General features: G+C 64.7%; 16 protein-coding genes and 1 tRNA gene. 12 read left to right on the plus strand and 5 right to left on the minus strand.

Annotated features, from left to right (window positions below):
- Positions 1-345: 345 nt before the first annotated feature.
- Positions 346-421 (plus strand) — tRNA-Asn (locus C8C89_RS12165).
- 152 nt (positions 422-573) lie between these two features.
- Here the strand turns inward: C8C89_RS12165 and C8C89_RS12170 are convergent.
- Complete coding sequence (locus tag C8C89_RS12170) at positions 574-957, minus strand: hypothetical protein (RefSeq protein ID WP_243857990.1); 384 nt, start codon at positions 955-957, stop codon at positions 574-576.
- Between the two features lie 336 nt (positions 958-1,293).
- On the opposite strand from C8C89_RS12170, the gene C8C89_RS12175 reads away from it, so the two are divergent.
- Complete coding sequence (locus C8C89_RS12175; protein WP_101482139.1) at positions 1,294-2,085, plus strand: alpha/beta hydrolase; 792 nt, start codon at positions 1,294-1,296, stop codon at positions 2,083-2,085.
- Positions 2,086-2,154: 69 nt separating this feature from the next.
- Here the strand turns inward: C8C89_RS12175 and C8C89_RS26955 are convergent, their stop codons facing one another.
- A complete protein-coding gene (locus C8C89_RS26955) occupies positions 2,155-2,838 on the minus strand; it encodes a hypothetical protein (RefSeq protein WP_166674719.1) in 684 nt (227 codons plus the stop codon).
- A gap of 139 nt (positions 2,839-2,977) precedes the next feature.
- Here C8C89_RS26955 and C8C89_RS12185 point away from each other — a divergent pair, with 139 nt between their 5' ends.
- The 4 genes from C8C89_RS12185 (at position 2,978) to C8C89_RS12200 (ending at position 9,634) form a co-directional block, all read left to right on the plus strand.
- On the plus strand, positions 2,978-3,817 hold the full coding sequence (locus tag C8C89_RS12185; protein WP_133990088.1) for a M15 family metallopeptidase: 840 nt from the start codon (positions 2,978-2,980) through the stop codon (positions 3,815-3,817).
- A 217-nt stretch (positions 3,818-4,034) separates the two neighbouring features.
- On the plus strand, positions 4,035-7,862 hold the full coding sequence (gene tssM / locus C8C89_RS12190; protein WP_133990090.1) for a type VI secretion system membrane subunit TssM: 3,828 nt from the start codon (positions 4,035-4,037) through the stop codon (positions 7,860-7,862).
- The gene (gene tagF, locus C8C89_RS12195) at positions 7,859-8,839 is read left to right on the plus strand and encodes a type VI secretion system-associated protein TagF (RefSeq protein ID WP_133990092.1); all 981 of its coding nucleotides are present in this window, start codon (positions 7,859-7,861) and stop codon (positions 8,837-8,839) included. The genes tssM and tagF overlap by 4 nt, the downstream gene beginning before the upstream one ends.
- A 9-nt stretch (positions 8,840-8,848) precedes the next feature.
- On the plus strand, positions 8,849-9,634 hold the full coding sequence (locus tag C8C89_RS12200; RefSeq protein WP_133990094.1) for an OmpA family protein: 786 nt from the start codon (positions 8,849-8,851) through the stop codon (positions 9,632-9,634).
- A gap of 127 nt (positions 9,635-9,761) precedes the next feature.
- Here C8C89_RS12200 and icmH read toward each other — a convergent pair whose 3' ends face one another.
- Genes icmH through tssJ form a run of 3 tightly spaced genes read right to left on the minus strand, consistent with a single transcriptional unit; the run spans position 9,762 to position 12,561 of the window.
- The gene (gene icmH / locus C8C89_RS12205) at positions 9,762-10,547 is read right to left on the minus strand and encodes a type IVB secretion system protein IcmH/DotU (protein ID WP_133990096.1); all 786 of its coding nucleotides are present in this window, start codon (positions 10,545-10,547) and stop codon (positions 9,762-9,764) included.
- Positions 10,544-11,914, minus strand: coding sequence for a type VI secretion system baseplate subunit TssK (gene tssK, locus C8C89_RS12210; RefSeq protein ID WP_133990098.1), 1,371 nt, complete (start codon positions 11,912-11,914; stop codon positions 10,544-10,546). Before tssK ends, icmH begins: the two co-directional genes overlap by 4 nt.
- Positions 11,915-11,952: 38 nt before the next feature.
- Entirely contained in the window at positions 11,953-12,561 is a 609-nt protein-coding gene (tssJ, locus tag C8C89_RS12215; RefSeq protein ID WP_133990100.1) for a type VI secretion system lipoprotein TssJ, read from the minus strand.
- A 278-nt stretch (positions 12,562-12,839) separates the two neighbouring features.
- On the opposite strand from tssJ, the gene C8C89_RS12220 reads away from it, so the two are divergent.
- The 6 genes from C8C89_RS12220 to tssH all read left to right on the plus strand — a co-directional run bounded on the left by C8C89_RS12220 (position 12,840) and on the right by tssH (position 19,171).
- Positions 12,840-13,430 carry a hypothetical protein gene (locus tag C8C89_RS12220; protein WP_243857991.1) on the plus strand — a complete coding sequence of 197 codons (591 nt, stop codon included), beginning with the start codon at positions 12,840-12,842 and terminating at the stop codon, positions 13,428-13,430.
- 37 nt (positions 13,431-13,467) lie between these two features.
- Positions 13,468-13,977 (plus strand): type VI secretion system contractile sheath small subunit, encoded by a 510-nt coding sequence (gene tssB / locus C8C89_RS12225; protein WP_101482129.1) that lies wholly within the window; start codon positions 13,468-13,470, stop codon positions 13,975-13,977.
- Between the two features lies 1 nt (position 13,978).
- A complete protein-coding gene (tssC, locus tag C8C89_RS12230) occupies positions 13,979-15,469 on the plus strand; it encodes a type VI secretion system contractile sheath large subunit (RefSeq protein ID WP_133990103.1) in 1,491 nt (496 codons plus the stop codon).
- Positions 15,470-15,500: 31 nt separating this feature from the next.
- On the plus strand, positions 15,501-15,992 hold the full coding sequence (locus C8C89_RS12235) for a type VI secretion system tube protein Hcp (RefSeq protein ID WP_101482127.1): 492 nt from the start codon (positions 15,501-15,503) through the stop codon (positions 15,990-15,992).
- Between the two features lie 66 nt (positions 15,993-16,058).
- The gene (gene tssE, locus C8C89_RS12240) at positions 16,059-16,535 is read left to right on the plus strand and encodes a type VI secretion system baseplate subunit TssE (protein WP_101482126.1); all 477 of its coding nucleotides are present in this window, start codon (positions 16,059-16,061) and stop codon (positions 16,533-16,535) included.
- Positions 16,532-19,171 carry a type VI secretion system ATPase TssH gene (gene tssH, locus C8C89_RS12245; RefSeq protein ID WP_133990105.1) on the plus strand — a complete coding sequence of 880 codons (2,640 nt, stop codon included), beginning with the start codon at positions 16,532-16,534 and terminating at the stop codon, positions 19,169-19,171. The genes tssE and tssH overlap by 4 nt, the downstream gene beginning before the upstream one ends.
- The last annotated feature ends 2 nt before the right edge of the window (positions 19,172-19,173 follow it).

The following is a 19,173-nucleotide window of genomic DNA, read 5'->3' on the forward strand; positions in this document are numbered from 1 at the left end:
ACATGCCCGCACGGTGGCGTGGTCGACGCCCCGTTGGCGGCATGCCGTTAGCGCCTTCCGTGTCGGGAAGACCTGGCTATTCTACTATCTTGCGTGGCGCCGCGCAGACGGACGCGGCGGCTACCCGCAGGCTTGCGCCGTCCGGCGTCGGCGTCCCGTCTGGCGCACGCGCACGATGCCACAGCAGCGCCCAGTCAGCGCCTATGCTCAAGGCGAAGGCGCGCCGCAGCGCCCGCCATTCGTTCACGTCCCAGCGAGGCAGGCAGCCACAGGCAGCCTGTTTTTGCCGGGCATGCAGCAACAACTGGACATGAGAAATTTTGACGTATATAATTCGGCCTCCTTTCCCTGATAGCTCAGTTGGTAGAGCGACGGACTGTTAATCCGCAGGTCCCTGGTTCGAGTCCAGGTCGGGGAGCCAGAACAAGCAGCAGCAAAGGGCCACGTGGCAACACGTGGCCCTTTTGTCATGCGCGCACGGTTTTCCATACACGCTTGCCATCCCTTACGTGTTTTAGCGACGTGCGCGTTGCCGGTCCGCCAGTAGCAGGGGCAGGCGCAGTGTTTCCCGGATCAGGGATCGACAAACACGTCGAAACGCACCTTGAGCGGGCTGCCCCAGGAAATATCCACCCAGGCACGGAAGCCGCCATTGTATGGTGCGATGTTGTATACGGCCATGCGGGCTGAGCCGATAAAACGGTCCTGGGGAGTCGCGCCATATTCACTGATGTTGAGCAAGACGCGCGAATTGGCTTTCACGTTGGGATTGGCGAAGTTGACCGAAGGATGCACGCCATTGGCCGTCCACGTGTAATAGGTGGTGAAGGCGGCGGCGCTCAGGTTCAAGGCCTGTGCAGCCACGCCTTTCGCGCTTTTGCCGTCCTGTTCCATCGGCAGATCCGCGGTTTCCAGGGCCAGATTGCTACCGGTGCGATGTTCTACTTTCATATCCATGATGCGCTCCTGATTAATAGTTTGGACGCCGCGCCTGACGTCGTGCGGCAAGACGCCCTATCTGTTGCCGTGACGGCCAGTGTCACGTCCTGGCTGATAAGGTAGCCGTCTGCTCCGATAGTGCAGAGATGAATTCTAGGCCCGCAAGCTAGCAAAAAGGCGTGATCTGGCCATGCAAAACGGCGCTCATTTGTGCTGGCGCAAACACCTTGCAGGCAAGTGGCAAGATCTTTTCCCGCAGGCTATTTTTAGGGGGGCACCACGCATGCCGGGCAGGACAATGGCACAATAGGCGCAGCCGACCTGTCGATACGCAACCCGTTGCGAGCCTAGCCTATGCCGATACTGAACCTGAGTGCCGAAACAGATATCTATTACGAATTGATCGAAGGCGACCCCGCCAAGCCCTGCCTGGTATTCCTGCACGAGGGGCTCGGCTGTTGTGCGATGTGGAAAGATTTCCCCGCGCAGCTATGCCAGGCGACGGGCTGCCGCGGCTTGCTGTATGACCGCCACGGCTATGGGCAATCGTCGCCGCTGGAGGCGCGCCGCCAACTCCATTATTTGCACGACTACGCGCTGTGCGAGCTGCCGCAAGTGCTCGCTGCACTGTTGCCGGGGCAGGACCATTTTCTCGTCGGCCACTCCGATGGCGGCAGCATCGCCCTCATTTATGCGGCGCAGCAGCCGCCGCGCTTGCGCGGCATCATCACCGAAGCGGCGCACGTGTTTGTCGAAGGCATCACGCTCGATGGCATCCGTGTGGCGGACGCGGCGTTTGGCGCGGGCAAGCTGCGCGCACTGGCGAAATACCATGGCGACAAGACGGAAGCCATCTTCAAGGCCTGGTCGCATACTTGGCTCAGCTATGGATTCCAGTTCTGGAACATCGAATACCTGCTGCCATCCGTCGAATGTCCGGCGCTGGTGGTGCAGGGCAGCGAGGACCAGTACGGCAGCGCGGCCCAGGTCGACACCATCGTGGCGCAGGCGCTCAACGCCGTGCCCGCCATCGTCGAGCAATGCGGCCATACACCGCACCAGGAACAGCCGCAGGCATTGCTGGCGCTGATGGAAGGCTTTTTGCAAGGCCGCATGGACGCGGCCACTCACCCGAAGGCAGGCTGACGGGCCAGGGGACGGCAAGCTGACGGGAGTGTCCGAGCGCGCCTGACATGTTACTGGGCGCGCGGGCGCTCAATGGCAGGCGGGATCGCTGTCCCAGCGGCCCGAACAGATGCGCGAACGGCACAGCATGCCTTCGATCGGGCCCAGCTGCTGACAGCGCTGCAAGAGTTCCGCCGTTTCCTTTTCCTGTTCCTGCTGGCGCAGCACCACGTCGCGCACGGGCGCCACCGTGGATTCTTGCCGGTGCGCATGGGCGACCATCGCCGTCAGCAGGGCGACGTCGCTGTCGCCGGGCGCGGCGGCCGGCCTCGCCCCCTGTGGACGCGCGGCCGCCTGGCGCATGGGTGGCGGCGTCTTGTGCGGCGCGTTTGCGCTTGCTGTCGTGGCGGACGCCGCAGGCAAGGGCGGGGCCGCCGTATTGACGATGGTGGCCGCCTGCACGGCAAGCGGCAGTATCGTTGGCGCGGGCATTACGGGCGCCGTCATAGCCGTGGCGGGTGCTGCCGGCACGGGCACGATGGTCGTGTCATAAGCGAGCACGGCCGTAATCAGCACTGCCAGGCACAGCGCAGCAGCGGCCCAGTGCCACCGTCCTGGGTGCCAGCGCAGGGCGGGTCTGGCCGCAGGCGCGGCGACGCCGTGTTCGAGCTGCGACAGGATGCCCTTGCCTTCGATGTGCACGTCAGCCACGCCAGCCTTGCTCAGCAGGTCAGGACAGCACGCCTGGCACTCCCCGGTTTTCAATAAAGACAAAATATCACCTCCACAGTGAATCAAACTCGACTGACCTTGATGTAAACCGCGCTCATGCGGACCGCGGACGCCTACGATCTAGCAATACGGCCGGGAAATTGCTGTCCGGCCCACGTCCATCCCTGTCACGGAGCGCCCCATGTTCGTCGCCCTGGTCCTGATGTATTTCCTGCTGGCCTGTTTTGCGTGCTGGCTGCTGCTGTTTCCCGGCGGCCGCGCCATCGTGCTGCACACGCTCGTCAATCTGGGTTGGCGCATGCAGCGTCGCGCGCAGCATCTGAAGGGCGGCAGCGGCGCGCAATGGCAGCGCATGCAGCAGCGTACGGGCTCGGGCATGGCGCATGCCTGGCAGCTGCTGGTGCGGCATCGCTGGCTGAGTCTGGCAGGTAGCGTGGTGGTCATCGTGCCGCCCTTGCTGGCGTGGCTGTCCAGCAATCACATCGCCCTGCGCGGCTATGCTGACCGGCAACATGTCATCAACGACCAGGTCAGCGATTTGCTGAAAGGCGAGCAGCTGGTGCCGCCTTTGAGCCTGCCGCCGCTGCTGTTTTCCACGGCGGAAGTGACGCAGCTGCGCCCGCTGCTGGGCGGCGCCAGCCGCAACTGGCAATTGCTCGACCACGACTACGCGCAGCGCCTGCTGCTGGTCTTCAAGATCATGAAGGACGTGCATGGCTACGAGATGGTCTTGCTGGAAGGCTATCGCAGCCCCGCGCGCCAGGACCAGCTGGCGGCGGCCGGCCCGAACGTGACCAACGCCAGGGCGTTTCAAAGCTATCACCAGTATGGCCTGGCCGCCGATTGCGCATTCATGCATGAAGGAAAACTCATCCTTTCTGAAAAAAATGCCTGGGCCATGCGCGGCTACCGTTTATATGGCGTGACGGCCGAATCGGTGGGCCTGCGCTGGGGCGGGCGCTGGACCATGATGGATTTTGGCCACACGGAATTGCCGCAACCGCGCGTGCTGGGCAAGTAAGCAGCGCCAGCCATTCTAGCGCCGCAGCGCGGCTTTATTTTCACAGCTGCAAGCTTGCTTGCGCAGCGTCAATGGCACGCCAGCGCCTGCCGTGCGCTGGCGTCTGGTACTTGTCATATGTCAACAAAGGCGCGCCGCATTGCTGTCAGGATGGGGCGAATCCGCCTAGTTACGCGGCGGCGTTCCTCATGTTTTGCGACCTCACCCTGGGCTCATCATGCTGCGACGAATCTGGCATTTCCTCACCGATAGCCGCCATCTGACCATCCTCGGTTTCGTGGCGCTGGCCGTGTTCCTGTACCTGGGCGCCGAGGTGCTGGAAGTGGCGCTGATCTGGGCGCTTGCCCTGTTGCTGCTGGCCTTTGTCACCTGGCTCGGCCTGTGGCTGTGGCGCCGGCGCCGCGCACGGCGCAATGCCCAGGCGTTGGGGCAAGCCATCCTCAACGAGGCCGAGATCGCCGCCGCGCAAGCGGCCTCGGTCTCGACGCCCAGCAGCACCCAGCATGGCGAACTCGACGCCGTGCGCACGGGCATGCTGGCCGCCATCGAGACCATCAAGACGTCCAAGCTGGGCCTCAAATCTGGCGCTGCCGCTCTCTACGAATTGCCGTGGTACATGATCATTGGCAATCCGGCCGCCGGCAAGAGCAGCGCCATCCTGCATTCGGGCCTGCAGTTCCCTTTCGCCGACGGCAAGATCGTGCAAGGCGTGGGCGGTACGCGCAACTGCGACTGGTTTTTCACCACGGATGGCATCGTGCTCGACACGGCGGGACGCTACTGCGTCGTCGACGAGCACCGTGGGGAGTGGTTCGGTTTTCTCGACCTGCTGAAAAAATACCGGCGCAAGGCACCCATCAACGGCATCCTCATCGCTGTCAGCATCGACGAATTGAAAGGTAACCCCGACGTGGGCATGCAGCTGGCGCGCAGCCTGCGCAAGCGCGTGCAGGACGTCATCGAACGCCTGGAAGTGTTCGCACCCCTGTACATTGTGTTTACCAAGGCGGACCTGATCGCCGGCTTCACGGAGTTTTTTGCCGATGCCGAGCGTAGCGAGCGCGAGCGCGTCTGGGGCGCCACCATGCCCTACCAGCGCAAGCTGCCCACGGCCGACTTGCTGGCGTTTTTCGACCAGAGTTTCGATGAATTGCACGATGGCTTGACGGAGCTGAGCCTGGCTAACATGGCGCACCGGCAACGCAAGACGATGGCGCCCGGCGTGTTTACCTTCCCGCTGGAGTTTACCGCCATCAAGCCGGCCCTGCGCGCCTTCATCGCCACCCTGTTCGAGGAAAACCCGTTCCAGTTCCAGCCCGTGTTCCGCGGCTTCTATTTCACCAGCGCGCTGCAGGAGGGCGAGCCAGTCAGTGCTTCCTCGCAGCAGGTGGCGCGCCGCTTCGACCTGGCCTACGCGCCAACCCCGGCCTTGCTGCCCGCAGGTGCGCGCCAACATGGTTATTTCCTGCTGGAGTTGTTCCGCAAGGTGATTTTTGCCGACAAGCATTTGGTGGCCAACTATGCCAACCGTGCCAAGCTGCGCTTCAAGTACGCCGTGTTCTTTGCTGCCACGGTGTCGCTGGGCGCCTGCCTGGGTGGCTGGAGCTGGTCCTACCTGGGCAACCGCCAGTTGGTTGCCAACGTGGAGGCCGATTTAAACAAAGTGGTGAAGCTGCAGGAGCGACGCCTGGATTTGCAGTCGCGCCTGGAAGCGCTGGAGATCTTGCAGGACCGCATCGAGCAGCTGGAAGCGTACCGCACGCAACGGCCCTGGTCATTGCGCCTGGGCCTGTACCAGGGCGATCTGCTTGAGCGCAAGCTGCGTGAAGAATACTTTGCCGGCGCGCGCCAGGTCATGCTGGTCCCCGTGGCGGGCGCGCTGGAAGCCTTGCTGTTCGAGATGAACGCCAGCGCCGACCAGCTGCAGCCAGCGGCGCGCACGCCGCAGACGCCGGCCGCCGCCCCGGCCACTTCACCGGCCGCGCGATCGTTCCAGTACCAGGCCGCGTCGCCGACGAACGTGGAAGATGCCTACAACGCGCTGAAAACCTATCTGATGCTGGCCGATAAGACGCATGCCGAGAGCAGCCACCTGAACGACCAGCTGACGCGTTTCTGGCGCGCCTGGCTGGAAGGCAACCGCGGCGCCATGCCGCGCGAACAGATGATACGCAGCGCCGAGCGGCTACTGACGTTTTACCTGGCGCAAATTGGCGACCCGTCCTGGCCGCGCATCGAGCAGAAGCTGGCGCTGGTCGACCAGGCACGCGAAAACCTGCGCCGCGTGGTGCAGGGCATGCCGGCGCGCGAGCGCGTGTATGCCGACATTCGCGCGCGCGCTTCGACGCGCTTTCCCGGCATGACGGTGGCGCGCATCGTCGGCGAACAGGATCAGGCACTGCTGGCGGGCAGTTACGCCGTCTCCGGCGCCTTTACGCGCCAGGCGTGGGAAAAGTTCGTCGAGGGCGCGTTTCGCGGCGCTGCCAACCACGAACTGCAAAGCGCCGACTGGGTGCTGAAAAGCGCTTCCACCGACGACCTGACCCTGGAAGGCAGCCCGGAGCAGATCGAGAAAAACCTGGTGGCCATGTACAAGGCCGACTACGCGCGCGAGTGGCAAAAATTCGTGCAGGGCGTCGCTGTCGCCGATCTGAAGGGCTTTGACGGCGCCGTGCAGGCGATGAACCGCCTGGGTGACCCGCAAGCGTCGCCGATTGCCAAACTGCTGACGACCATTTACGAGGAAACCTCGTGGGACAATCCGGCCCTGCAAAATGCGCAGTTGCGCAAGGCCGAGCGGGGCATCATCGCCTGGTTCAAGGAAACGGTGCTGCGCCGTGCGCCATCGCAGCTGACGGCCAATCCGGGAATGAATGCGCAGATCGACCCGGCCCGACTGGACAAACCCATGGGTCCCGTGGGGCGCGAATTTGCCGGCGTGGGCAAGCTGGTGGCGGCCAGGGACAACAATGCCTCGTTGATGCGCGCGTATCTGGAGGCGCTGTCGAAACTGCGCAGTCGTTTGAACTTGCTGAAGAACCAGGGCGACGCGGGACCGGGCGCGCGCCAGTTCATGCAGCAGACCCTGGAAGGCAGCGGTTCCGAACTGGCCGACGCCCTGAAGCTGGTCGACGAGCAGATGCTCACGGGGATGAGCGACGCGCAAAAACAGGCCATACGACCCATCCTCGTACGGCCATTGATGCAGACTTTTGCCGTCATCGTCGCACCGGCCGAACTCGATATCAACAAGACCTGGGCGGCGCAGGTATATGAACCGTTCCAGAAATCGCTGGCCAATAAATATCCGTTTTCCCCAGGCGCGCGCATCGAGGCGAGCAGCCTGGAGATCGGCCAGTACTTCGGTCCTGAAGGCTTGGTGGCAAAATTCGTCACCACCTCCATGGGCCCCCTGGTGGTGCGGCGCGGCGACGTGCTGGCGCCGCGCACCTGGGCCGACATGGGCATCAGCCTGTCGCCGCAAGTGGTGGCGCGTTTCCCCGGCTGGATTGCGCCGCTGGGCGCGGGTGGCGTGGCGGCCACCTCCAGCGTGGCGCAAACCGTGTTCCAGATCCAGCCGTCGCCCGCGCCCGGCACCCTGGAGTACACGGTGGAGATCGACGGCCAGCAGCTGCGCTACCGCAACACGCCGGCGCAGTGGACGAACATGGTCCATCCCGGCCCGCAAGGCGCGGCGGGCCTCCAGGGCGCGCGCATCACCGCCGTCACCTTTGACGGGCGCACGCTGGAGCTGTTCAACGAACCGGGGCAATTCGGCTTGAAGCGCATGATCGATGCGGCCACCAAGAAGCGCAAGGATGGCGGCGTGTTCGAACTGCGCTGGGTGCGCGGCGAGGTGGCCGTGGCGGTCGACCTGAAAATCACCAGCAGCGCCGAAACGACAGGCGCGGGCGCGGGTGGGACTGCGGCGGTGCAGGAGCAGGGGTTTCGCGGCATGCAGCTGCCCGAGACTATCGTCGGCACGCCAGCACCCCCGCCAGCCATTGCCGCCGTTGCTGTAGCTGCAGCGGGAGTTTCGCCATGAGGCGCGCGGCGCAACAGGTGCGTCTCGGGTACTTCGGCAAGATCCCCGCGCGCGGCGATTTCATCAAGGCTTGCGACAATCACGCGCTGGTGCAGCTGCTTGACGACTGGGTGGCGCAGGTCATGAATGCCCTGACGGTGAACCCGCGCTGGAAGCTCAATTACGATGCCTTGCCGCCGCTGCGCTTTGCCTTCGTCGGCACGCGCAGCCGGCGCGCCATCGCCGGGCGCCTGGAAGCGAGCAATGACCAGTCGCAGCGGCGGTTTCCCTTCATGGCCATGGGCGCGCTGGAAGTCGATGACGCCGAAGCCTTCGTCGCTTGCAGCCCGCTGGTGCTGGCGCCGCTGTGGCAGCAGGTGGAGCAGCTGTCGCAGGGCATCGTGGCCAGCGACGAACCCGGACCGGCCTTGCTGGCGCTGGCCGGCAATGTGGTCGAAGTCGAACCGGCCGCGCCTGGCCATGCGGCGCGGTTATCCGCCTTCTTGCAGGCGCAGACCGTGCATGACTTGCAGGCGATGCTGGCCTCGCCCGCGTTTCCGGTGACGGTGCGCGAATTGCTGCTGGGCCTGGGCCTGCTGCTGCAGCCGGTGCGCCACAGCGGCTTGCCGCGCCTGGAGAAAAGCCTGGTGCTGCCGCTGCCGCAAGACGTGCAGCTGCGCGAGCTGGTGGCCAGCCTCTGGCTGCACCTGATCGCGCCTTTCCTGCGCCAGGCCGATTTCGAACTGGCGCTGTTTTTCTCCCACCTCGACGAGGCACCCGTACTGGTGATCGGCTTTTGCGGCGCCGACCCGCATGGCTTGCGCGCGCTGATCGATCCGCAGGCCGGCAGCGAAAGGCTGATCCTGTTCGACCAGCTGGACTGGGTTGACGGGCAGCTGGGAGACGATGCGGCGCTGCGTCAGTTTTCCGCCTGCCTGGAGCAGGAGCAGCTGTCGCTGCGCTCGGCCTGCGTGATGTTTGCCGATACCTTTGCCTGAAGGATTGCGATGAAGTCACACATTTTCCTGCTGCCGCTGCTGCTTCCTGCAGCCACTTCCTGCCACGCCCAGGCCCAGGCGCCCCAGACGCCGATGCCGGGGCAAATCCTCGTCACGGGCACCCTGGCCGACGAGGCGGGCAAGGCTGCCGTGCTTGCCCGACTGCGCGAACTGTATGGCGCCGAGCGCGTGGTCGACCAGATCGCCATCGGCAACGTTGCCATGCCGGCCAACTGGAACGCTTACGTGCAAAAGCTCATCGCGCCGAACCTGAAGCTCATTTCACGGGGGCAGATCAGCATAGCCGGCAACGACGTCAGCGTGCGCGGCGAGGTGGCGAACGAGGCGCAGCGCCAGCAGATCGCCAGCGACATCGCTACCAGCCTCAATCCCACCTACATCGTCAGCAATGGTTTGCGGGTCAGGGCGGCCGAGGCCGAGCAGGGCTTGCTCGATGCTGCACTGGATAAACGCATCATCGAATTCGACAGCGGCAAGGCGTCCATTACGCCGGCCGGCCTGGCCATCCTCGACGAAATGGCTGCCGTCATGCTCAAGTTGCGGGGCCGCAAGGTGGAGGTGATCGGCCACACGGACGATACGGGCCTGCGCGCCAGCAATGTGGCCCTGAGCCAGGCGCGCGCCGAAGCCGTGCGTGCCTACCTGGCCAGCAAGGGCGTCGGGGCCGATTCGGTGCTGGTGTCGGGCCAGGGGCCGGACCGTCCCGTGGCCAGCAACGCCACGGCCGATGGCCGGGCGAGAAACCGGCGCATCGAGTTCAGGATCGCGCAATAGATTGGGTTGACACCTCACAAAACCGTAGCGAGCGGAAGGGAGAGGCGGTCGAGAAGCGCAACCGTGCTAGAGCACGGTGAGCATCGCAGGCCGCCTAAACCGACGCGCAGTAGGTTTTGTGAGGTGTTCAGGGCAGGGTGATGGTCAGGTGTGCTGGGCGCGGCGCCAGTTTGACCAGGTCTGCATACGCGGCCAGAGTCGTTTGCGTGTTGCGCGTCAGATGCGTTTTCAGGCCGAGGTAAGCGCAGATAGCCAGCAGGGCGAAAAAGCTCGACAACGCCCACAGCGGCACGTCGCTGCCGCGTTTGTTGATCACCTGGTCGGGGCGTTCCGCACGCGGCGCGAAGCCACGGCTCTTGCCCTTGATGTGGGCAATGTCGTCGCCCAGGCGTGCCGTCAGGTAGCTGAGTTTTTCGCCGCCGTCGATCGCATACTTGCCCTGGAATCCCAACAACAAACACATATGGAAAACCTGTAGCGCCTGCACGCGCATGGGGCCCTTGCCGCGCAGGGCGTCGAGGCGATCGAAAAAGTGTTCGCCCGCCAACTGGTCGCCAAAGATCAGCAGCTGCAGCGGGCGCCGCTCCCACTGCTTGCGCAGGTCGAAAGGCGAGGCCAGGATGATTTCATCGACCGCCGCGCAGAATGCATATTTGGCCGCTTCGATATCGTCGCCGTCGGCGCGGATCTTTTTCGCTTCGCGTTCGAAGTCGTCGAGGAAGGCCGTGATGCGGTCCATGAAGCTCTGTTCGTCGCCGGGCGCCGAACCGTGCTTCAGCATGAACAGCATGTAAAAGCCTTCGTGCATCAGGTCCGGCAGGGCACTGCCGGCATGCCGGCTGCTGACCGCAGGGGCGGCACTGCGGGGGCCCAGCAGGGATGGCGCCGCGCGCCGTTCGATGAGCTGGCTCATGCCGTCACCGCGATCAGTTCCAGCTGCAGGTCGCGTATGCCGGCCGGCACGTACACGGAAATCGACTGCGCCTTAAGCATCTGCTCATATAGCGCGCCGCGGTTTTCAATCGCAAAATAATAGGTTTCGGGGCGCACGGGAATGGCGGCCGGCACTTGCGGCGCGTGCGACAGTTTCAGGCCGGGCATGGCCGTCAGCACGCATTTTTCCACGTCGTCGGGCGCGCCCACCTTGACGCGCAGCGGCACCACGTCAACCAGTTCGATGGCGGACATGGCGGCACGAATCGCGAGGTACAAGGTGGTGTGCTGGTCGATCTTGTCCGAATCGAGCTTGCCCAGGTAATACGACGGCTTGTCCTCAAGCAGGGCGATGGAAAAATACTTCGACGAGATGACGGTGTCGAGCAGTTCGCGAATGATGCCGTCGATGGCATCGAAGCAGGCGCCCGGCTGCGCGTGGTCGTAGGCGGGCAGGCTGGCCAGGGTGTAATGCCTGGAGTAGCTGAGCAGGCCGCCCGCCAGGCCCAGCAGCGCTTCGTACAGGCGCTCCGGATGCAGGGCCGGATGGCGCACATAGTGCATCAGCGCGGCGGCGGCCGCGCTGACCGTGTGCAGCAACCAGAACGAGGACACGTCGCCCGAGCGGAACTCGATCACATTGCGGCTCGGCTCGCGGTGGTGGCCGTGCAGCGCGCTCACTTTCGCCTGCAATGCGTCGAGCAAGTGTTCCAGCACGCCCTGCAGGCGCGGCGCGCCCGCGATCGCCAGGCTGGGTGCCATGAACGAGGGCACAGGCTCGAAGCCGCCCGACACCGTGCGCCGCAGGGCGATCAGCGGCAGGCAGTCGTAGGAGCCGCGCGCCTCGCTGTCGGGAATCAGGCGCACGGTTTTCTTCAGATACGCCACGTCGGCTACGGTGGACTCCGTAAACAGGTCGGGCGTGGCGCGCATGGCATGCGCAAAGCGCGTGGCTGTAGGCGTGCCTGTCTTTGACGCCTGCGCCGTGCAATTCATGCCTTCGCGGTTGAGGATGGGCAGCGCCGCGTAATACGTCACTTCCTGCACCGCAGGCGGCAGCGCTTCCAGGTCCACCGGCGGGGGCAGCGTATCGCTGCCGGGCGCACCGTCGCCCAGCGCCTCGAACACTTCTCCGTCGCGGAAGATCGCCGACAGGGCCTGCAGGCGCAGGGTGCCCGTCTTCAGCGCCGCCAGATCCCACTGCAGCTGCGCCACGCCCCACAGGTAGGGATGCAGCGCGCTGGCCGTGTGATGCAGGCGCGCTTCGTGATACTGATCCTGGCGCTGGAAATGCTGCGGCCGCAGGAACAGGCCTTCTCCCCACAAGACTTTCGCTGCCATGCCCATCTCGTTTCTCCTTGAATGTGTGGCGTGCCGCTGCTCCGTTACTGGCAGCGCAGGGCGGACAGCGGCACCATGCCGCTGTCCATGCCGGCCAGGCCAGTGACGCTGAGCGCACAGGCGTGCAGGCCGACGGTGATGCCGCCGCGTTCCGCATCGGCGGCGGCAAAGGTGGCGCGCCAGCGCTGTGCCGCAGGCGCGCGGAACAGGGCCACCACGCCGATGAAATACGCTTCCCCGCTGACTTTTTCCAGCACTTCGTAGCGCTGGCCCGGAACCAGCAGCACTTCCTTCACTTCCAGCAGGTCGGCGCCCAGCGCCGCCTTTTCGCGCTGCGCGTCGAGGAAGCTGTCGTAGTGGGCCTGCTCGAAGGCGGCGCTCTGGCGCAGCTTGTAGATGCGCGCCACCAGCGCCAGCGACCGGCCTTCGGCATCGGTGTTGATGCGCTGCGCCGCGTGCAGACGGATGCTGACATTGCGCGGTGGTTTTTGCGCGTCAGGCAGTTCGGGCGGCGGCTTGGCCACGCCGGCTATTTGCAGCGCCGCGTTGGCCAGGGTGCCGATGGCGCCGCCCGCGCAGCCGGCTTGCAGCAAGGCCAGCAGCAGTAGCGGGGTGGCGCGCGCCAGGCGGCGGAGCGGGGCGTCAGGTGGCATGGGTTTTCTTTTTAAGAATGGAGGGTGGAAATAAAAGTGTTGCAGTCATTTAAACGCATGCACCGGCGGCCTGCTTGCGTTGGCGCAAAGTCCGCCTGCGTTCAACGCAGTTCCTGCGCCAGATCAGGATTCAGGCGGCTGCACGTGGCTGTGATGTGGAACTTCTTCTTTGCTGATTAATCTCAATCTGCCATGAAAATTGGCGATCAATAATGGCCTCCACCAAGGCGCCGCCCATTTTTCCCAGCGGTAGCGTCCTCCACGTGAAGGAATGCCCGATGAAGCCAGCCACCATGTTGCCCCGTATTGCCTGCTTCGCCAGCGCCTTGCTGCTGGCCGCCTGCGCCACGCCAGACCAGCCGGCGCCCAAGAAACCTGCCGCGCCCACCCTGGCACAAGTGATGAGCGACGCCGATGCTGCCGCGCGCGCCGGCCAGTACGAGCGCGCCATGATCCTGCTTCAGCGCGGCGGCAGCAGCTACCCGGCCGACAAGGCGCCGTGGCTGCAAATGGCGCAGATGAAGTTCGACCGTGGTCAGTACGGCGACGCCATCGGCCATGCGCTCGAAGCGCTGGAGCGCGACCCGGACGACAAGGTTGCCAACAGCATCGTCGCCGTCAGCGGCTTGCGCCTGTCCGGCAAGGCGCTGGCCGATCTGTCGCGGCAAAACAATCTGAATGGCTCGCTGCGCTCGGAAGCGCAGGATCTGGCCAAGCTGCTGCGCGCAAGCATCGGCGAAGATGTGCTGGTGCCGCCGGCCAGGCGCCCGGCGGCGGCCGGCAAGCGCGCAGCCGGTTCCGGCACGCCGGCGGCGAAGGGCGCGGCAGCGCCAGCCAGCGGGGCCGATCCGTTCAGCGGCCTGAAATAAGCCAGCATCCCCACCATCTCCTTGCAAAGGAAGCGACATGTCCAAGTCCGACAGCGTGCAGAAACGCCTGCAAAAGATACGCGCCCCGCGCGTGCAAATGACCTATGACGTCGAGATTGGCGACGCGATTGAAAACAAGGAGCTGCCCTTCGTGGTCGGCGTGCTGGGTGACTTTGGCGGTAATTCTGACAATGAGAAAAAACGCCTGAAGGACCGCAAGTTCGTCGCCATCGACCACGAAAACTTCGACGAAGTGCTGGCCGGCGTGGAGCCGGTGGCCCGCTTCGCCGTGCCGAACCGCATGAGCGAGGCGGGTGGCACGTTCGCCGTCGACCTGCACTTCCGCTCGATGGATGACTTTCGCCCGGAATCCGTGGTGCGCCAGGTCGACCCCTTGCGCAAGCTGCTCGAGGCGCGCACCAAGTTGGCCGACTTGCGCAACAAGCTGGCCGGCAATGACAAGCTGGAAGATTTGCTGACGGAGGTGCTGAACAACACGGACAGCCTGGCCACCCTGAAACCGCGCTTCCCGACGCAGGAGGATTGAGATGAGCGCCCATGCAGAAGCCCTTGCAGTATCCGCATCCGATGCGCCGGTGGCGACCGACTTGCTGGACCAGATCGTCGAGCAAAGCCGCGTCGCCAAGTCGGGCGCCGAACATGCGCGCGCACGCGACCTCATTTCGGAACTGGTGGCGCAGGTGCTTGACGGCACGGTGCTGATGTCCAGCAGCCTGTCGGCCACCCTGGACGCACGCGTGGCGGAAATCGACCGCCTGATCTCCTCCCAGCTCAGCGAAATCATGCACGCGGCGCCGTTCCAGCAGCTCGAACAAAGCTGGACGGGGCTGCGCTACCTGGTCGGCAACTCCGATACGGGCACGCGCCTGCAGATCCGCATGTTCAACGCCACCAAGCGCGAACTGGTGAAGGATTTCCAGGCGGCGCTGGAGTTCGATCAGAGCTGCATGTTCAAGAAGGTCTACGAAGAGGAATTTGGCACCTTCGGCGGCGCGCCGTTCGCCGCGCTGCTGGGAGACTTCGCCATCTCGCGCCAGCCGGAAGACATGTATTTCGTCGAGCAGATGTCGCACATCGCTGCCGCCGCGCATGCACCGTTCATCGCCTCGGCCGCGCCGGAACTGTTTGGCCTGGAAAGCTACGGTGACCTGGGCAAGCCGCGCGACCTGGCCAAGGTGTTCGACACCATCGAGTACGCGAAATGGAAGGCCTTCCGCGAATCCGAGGATGCACGCTACGTGGGCCTGACCTTGCCCCGCTTCCTGGGCCGGCTGCCCTTCAATCCCGTCGATGGCACCACCGTTGAAGGTTTTAACTTTGTCGAGGAAGTCGATGGCAGCGACCATCACAAATACCTGTGGTGCAACGCCGCGTATGCATTCGGCTGCAAGCTCACGCGCGCCTTTGCCGATTATGGCTGGTGCGCCGCCATCCGCGGCGTGGAGGGCGGCGGCCTGGTGGACGACCTGCCCACCCACACCTTCAAGACGGACGAGGGGGACGTGGCCCTGAAATGCCCGGCCGAAGTGGCGATCACTGACCGCCGCGAAAAGGAATTGTCGGACCTGGGCTTCATCTCGCTGGTGCACTGCAAGAACACGGCGTATGCAGCGTTTTTTGGCGCCCAGTCGGCGCAGAAAAGCCGCAAGTACAAAAGCGACGCGGCCAATGCGAACGCGGTGCTGTCGTCGCAGCTGCAGTACATCTTCGCCGTCTCGCGCATTGCCCATTACATGAAGGCCATGATGCGCGACAAGATCGGCAGCTTTGCCGCCGCCTCCAACGTGGAAGACTTCCTGAATCGCTGGCTGATGCAGTACGTGCTGCTCGACGATAACGCCAGCCAGGAGCAGAAGGCGCAGTTCCCCCTGCGCGAGGCATCCGTGCAAGTGCAGGAAGTGTCGGGCCGGCCCGGCGTGTACCGCGCCGTGTCGTTCCTGCGGCCGCACTTCCAGCTCGATGAATTATCCGTTTCGCTCCGACTGGTCGCGGAGTTGCCGAAGTCGACCAATTCCTGATTCACCCATCTTTCAACCAGAGGAGCACACCATGGCAATCGATGTATATCTGCAGATAGACGGCATCAAGGGCGAGTCCACCGATGACAAGCACAAGGACTGGATCGAGTGCAAATCGGTCAACTGGAGCGTCGAGCAGCCGAAGTCCGCCACCGCCTCGACGGGCGGCGGCCATACGGCCGAACGCTGCGAGCACAAGGACATCGTCATCTCCAAGCTGGCCGACCTGGCCTCACCGGTGCTGCTGCAGACCTGCTCGGCCGGCAAGACCATTCCAAAGGCGCGCTTCGAATTCATGCGCGCTGACGGCCAGGGCGAGCGCGTCAAGTACTTTGAAATCGAAATCGAGAATGTGCTGATCGGTGCCGTGACGCCGAACGTGGAAGAAGGCGATATCCTGGGTGAACACGTCGGCTTCAAGTTCTCGAAAGTGAAGTGGAAATACACGCAGCAAAAAGTGACGGGCGGCGCCGGCGGCAATACCTCGGGCGGCTGGGACCTGGCCGCGAACCGCGTGGCTTGATCCATCGTGCGCGGCGCGCGGCGGCCACCTTCGCCTGCGCGTCGCGCCGACTTTTCAGGAGAGCGCATGGACAGTTTTGTACCTGGCCTGTTCGACCGCCTGATGGGCGACGGCGGTGCGGCGGCGGGCGGCGTGGCGGCACGCCTGTCGCTGGAACAATTGAAGGATGCGGTGGCGCGCGACCTGGAAGAGTTGCTCAACACGCGCGTGGCCCTGCCGCCCGGCGCGCTCGACGCCTATCCGGAATGCGCGGCCTCCATCGTCAACTATGGCTTGATCGATTTCGCCGGCATGTGTTTGTCCAGCAGCGATGACCGCGCAAGCATCTGCGCCGCGCTGAAGGCAGCAATCGAACGCCACGAACCGCGCCTGCGCAATGTGCGCGCCCGCCTGGAGCGCGAAGCGGGCAGCATCAACCGCGTCGGCTTTGTCATCAGCGGCTCCCTGGCCGTGATGTCCGCCGGCGAGACGGTCAATTTCGACGCCGTGCTGCAGCCATCGTCGTTGCGCTATTCGATCAACCGCAAGGGAGCCGCCGCATGAGCAATCATTTGAAAACCCTGATCGCCAAACTGAATGACACGGCGCGCACGGCCGCCACCCGCGCCGCCGGCATCTGCGTGGGACTGGGCCAGTACGAAGTCGATATCGAACACCTGTTCCTGGCGCTGCTGGAGCAGGAGCGCAGCGATTTCGTCACCATCGCGCGGCGTAGTGAAATCAGTCTGACGGCGCTGGAGTCGGACCTGCGCCGCGAGATCGGCAGCTTCCGGACCGGCAGTGCGCGCACTCCCGTGTTTTCGCCCCATTTGCCGCTGTTGTTCGAGCATGCCTGGCTGGTCGCCTCGCTCGATACGGCGCAGCCGGGACCCATTCGCAGCCGCCATCTGTTGCTGGCGCTGCTGACGGACCCGGAACTGTCGCAGCTCGCGTATCGGGGTTCGAAGCTGTTCGCCCGCTTCAGCGTGGAACAATTGAAGCACCATCCGGACAGGCTGACAGACGGCTCCGATGAGGAAAGCGCGGCCGTGCCGCAGCTTTCCGGCACACCCGACGATCCTGTTGCGACCCTGGCCAGCAAAACCCCGGCGCTGGACCAGTTCACCACCGAGCTGACGCAGCTGGCGCGCGACGGCAAGCTCGATCCCGTAATCGGCCGCGAGGCGGAGATACGCCAGGCCGTCGATATCCTGCTGCGCCGGCGCCAGAATAATCCCATTCTCACGGGCGAGGCGGGCGTGGGCAAGACGGCCGTGGTGGAAGGCCTGGCCTTGCGCATCGCCGCCGGCGACGTGCCCGAGGTGCTGCAGGGGGCGCGCATCCACGCGCTCGACATGGGCTTGCTGCAGGCTGGCGCCAGCGTGAAGGGAGAATTCGAAAGCCGTTTGAAGAATGTTATCGACGAGGTGACGAAAAGCCCGCATCCCATCATCCTCTTCATTGACGAGGCGCACACCATGATCGGCGCCGGTGGCCAGGCGGGGCAGAACGATGCGGCCAATTTGCTCAAGCCGGCGCTGGCGCGCGGCGCCCTGCGCACGATTGCCGCCACTACCTGGAGCGAGTACAAAAAATATTTTGAAAAGGATGCGGCGCTGGCACGGCGCTTCCAGGTGGTGAAGGTGGAGGAGCCGAGCGAAGATGTCGCCTGCGCCATGCTGCGCGCCATGGCGCCGCTGATGGAACGCCATTTCGGCACCCGCGTGCGCGATGCCGCCATCGTCGAGGCGGTGCGCCTGTCGCACCGCTACATCAGCGGGCGCCAGTTGCCCGACAAGGCCATCAGCGTGCTCGATACGGCGTGCGCCAAGGTGGCGCTGGGCCAGTGCGCCACGCCGGCCCAGCTGGAAAACGCAAACCGGCGGCAGGAACGCATCGGCGCGGAAATCGCCGCCCTGACCCGCGAGGCAAGTGACGGCGAAGCGCCCGATAAAGCCGGTGCCGCGCGCCTGGCGCAACTGCGGCGCGAGCATGAGGAAGGACAGGCGGCGGTCGCGGCCCTGGCGCAGCGCTGGGAGCGCGAAAAGGCGCTGGTGGCGCAGATCGGCGACCTGCGCGCGCAGCTGCGCGGCGAGCGGCCGGGCGAGGCCGGCGCGGTAAGCCTGCTGGCGCTGAAGGAAGAGCTGGCGGCCCTGCAGGGAGAGGCGCCTTTGTCGCCGCTGGAAGTCGATGCGCAGGTGGTGGCCGGCATCGTCGCCGGCTGGACCGGCATCCCGCTGGGGAAAATGCTCAAGGACGAGATCCGCACGGTGCAGACCCTGGATGGGGCGCTGCGCGAACGGGTGCTGGGACAGGACCACGTTATCGCGGCGGTGGCGCAGCGCGTGCGCACGGCGCGCGCCAGCCTGGACGACCCGAACAAGCCGCAAGCCGTGTTCCTGTTCACGGGGCCGTCCGGTACGGGCAAGACGGAAACGGCGCTGGCGCTGGCCGACCTGCTGTATGGCGGCGAGCGCAAGCTCATTACCATCAACATGAGCGAATATCAGGAGGCGCACAGCGTGGCCGGCCTGAAAGGCTCGCCGCCTGGCTATGTCGGCTATGGCGAGGGCGGCGTGCTGACGGAAGCCGTCCGGCGCCAGCCCTATAGCGTGGTGCTGCTTGACGAAGCGGAAAAGGCCCATCCCGACGTGCTGGAACTGTTCTTCCAGGTCTTCGACAAAGGTGTGCTCGATGACGCTGAAGGGCGCGAAGTCGATTTTCGCAACACCATCATCATCGCCACTTCGAACCTGGGTGCCGGCGCCATGATGGCCGCCTGCCTGAACCGGGCGGCGCACGACTTGCCCACGCCGGCCGCGCTGGAAGAACTGGTGCGTCCGCAGATGGTGGCGCATTTCAAGCCGGCCTTGCTCGGGCGCTTGAAGGTGCTGCCGTTCTACCCCTTGAACGACGCGGTGCTGGCCGAGATCATCGCCCTGAAACTGGCGCATATCGGCGCGCGCATCGCGCGCAACCACCAGGCGCAGTTCAGCCATGACGCGGGCTTGGTCGACGCGGTGCTGGCGCGCTGCACCGAGGTCGACTCGGGCGCGCGCAACGTCGACCAGGTCCTCAACGGCAGCCTGCTGCCGGCGATCGCCGAAGCGGTGCTGGCGCGCATGGCCGAAGGCGAGCCGATAGCCTCGATACGCGTCAGCGCCGGCAAGCAGGGGCAGTTCAAATACGCGATCAAGTAACG

The organism is Janthinobacterium sp. 75, from assembly GCF_004365495.1.
In the GTDB taxonomy this organism is placed as follows: Bacteria; Pseudomonadota; Gammaproteobacteria; order Burkholderiales; family Burkholderiaceae_D; genus Janthinobacterium.

What these genes read in the sequence shown, in the direction of transcription:
- tssB (WP_101482129.1), top strand. Translation starts at nt 13,468, where the DNA reads ATGTCCAAGTCCGACAGCGTGCAGAAACGCCTGCAAAAGATACGCGCC.
- C8C89_RS12200 (WP_133990094.1), top strand. Translation starts at nt 8,849, where the DNA reads ATGAAGTCACACATTTTCCTGCTGCCGCTGCTGCTTCCTGCAGCCACT.
- tssM (WP_133990090.1), top strand. Translation starts at nt 4,035, where the DNA reads ATGCTGCGACGAATCTGGCATTTCCTCACCGATAGCCGCCATCTGACC.
- C8C89_RS12235 (WP_101482127.1), top strand. Translation starts at nt 15,501, where the DNA reads ATGGCAATCGATGTATATCTGCAGATAGACGGCATCAAGGGCGAGTCC.
- tssE (WP_101482126.1), top strand. Translation starts at nt 16,059, where the DNA reads ATGGACAGTTTTGTACCTGGCCTGTTCGACCGCCTGATGGGCGACGGC.
- C8C89_RS12185 (WP_133990088.1), top strand. Translation starts at nt 2,978, where the DNA reads ATGTTCGTCGCCCTGGTCCTGATGTATTTCCTGCTGGCCTGTTTTGCG.
- tagF (WP_133990092.1), top strand. Translation starts at nt 7,859, where the DNA reads ATGAGGCGCGCGGCGCAACAGGTGCGTCTCGGGTACTTCGGCAAGATC.
- C8C89_RS12170 (WP_243857990.1), bottom strand. Translation starts at nt 957, where the DNA reads ATGGATATGAAAGTAGAACATCGCACCGGTAGCAATCTGGCCCTGGAA.
- tssC (WP_133990103.1), top strand. Translation starts at nt 13,979, where the DNA reads ATGAGCGCCCATGCAGAAGCCCTTGCAGTATCCGCATCCGATGCGCCG.
- C8C89_RS12220 (WP_243857991.1), top strand. Translation starts at nt 12,840, where the DNA reads ATGAAGCCAGCCACCATGTTGCCCCGTATTGCCTGCTTCGCCAGCGCC.
- icmH (WP_133990096.1), bottom strand. Translation starts at nt 10,547, where the DNA reads ATGAGCCAGCTCATCGAACGGCGCGCGGCGCCATCCCTGCTGGGCCCC.
- tssJ (WP_133990100.1), bottom strand. Translation starts at nt 12,561, where the DNA reads ATGCCACCTGACGCCCCGCTCCGCCGCCTGGCGCGCGCCACCCCGCTA.
- tssH (WP_133990105.1), top strand. Translation starts at nt 16,532, where the DNA reads ATGAGCAATCATTTGAAAACCCTGATCGCCAAACTGAATGACACGGCG.
- C8C89_RS12175 (WP_101482139.1), top strand. Translation starts at nt 1,294, where the DNA reads ATGCCGATACTGAACCTGAGTGCCGAAACAGATATCTATTACGAATTG.
- tssK (WP_133990098.1), bottom strand. Translation starts at nt 11,914, where the DNA reads ATGGGCATGGCAGCGAAAGTCTTGTGGGGAGAAGGCCTGTTCCTGCGG.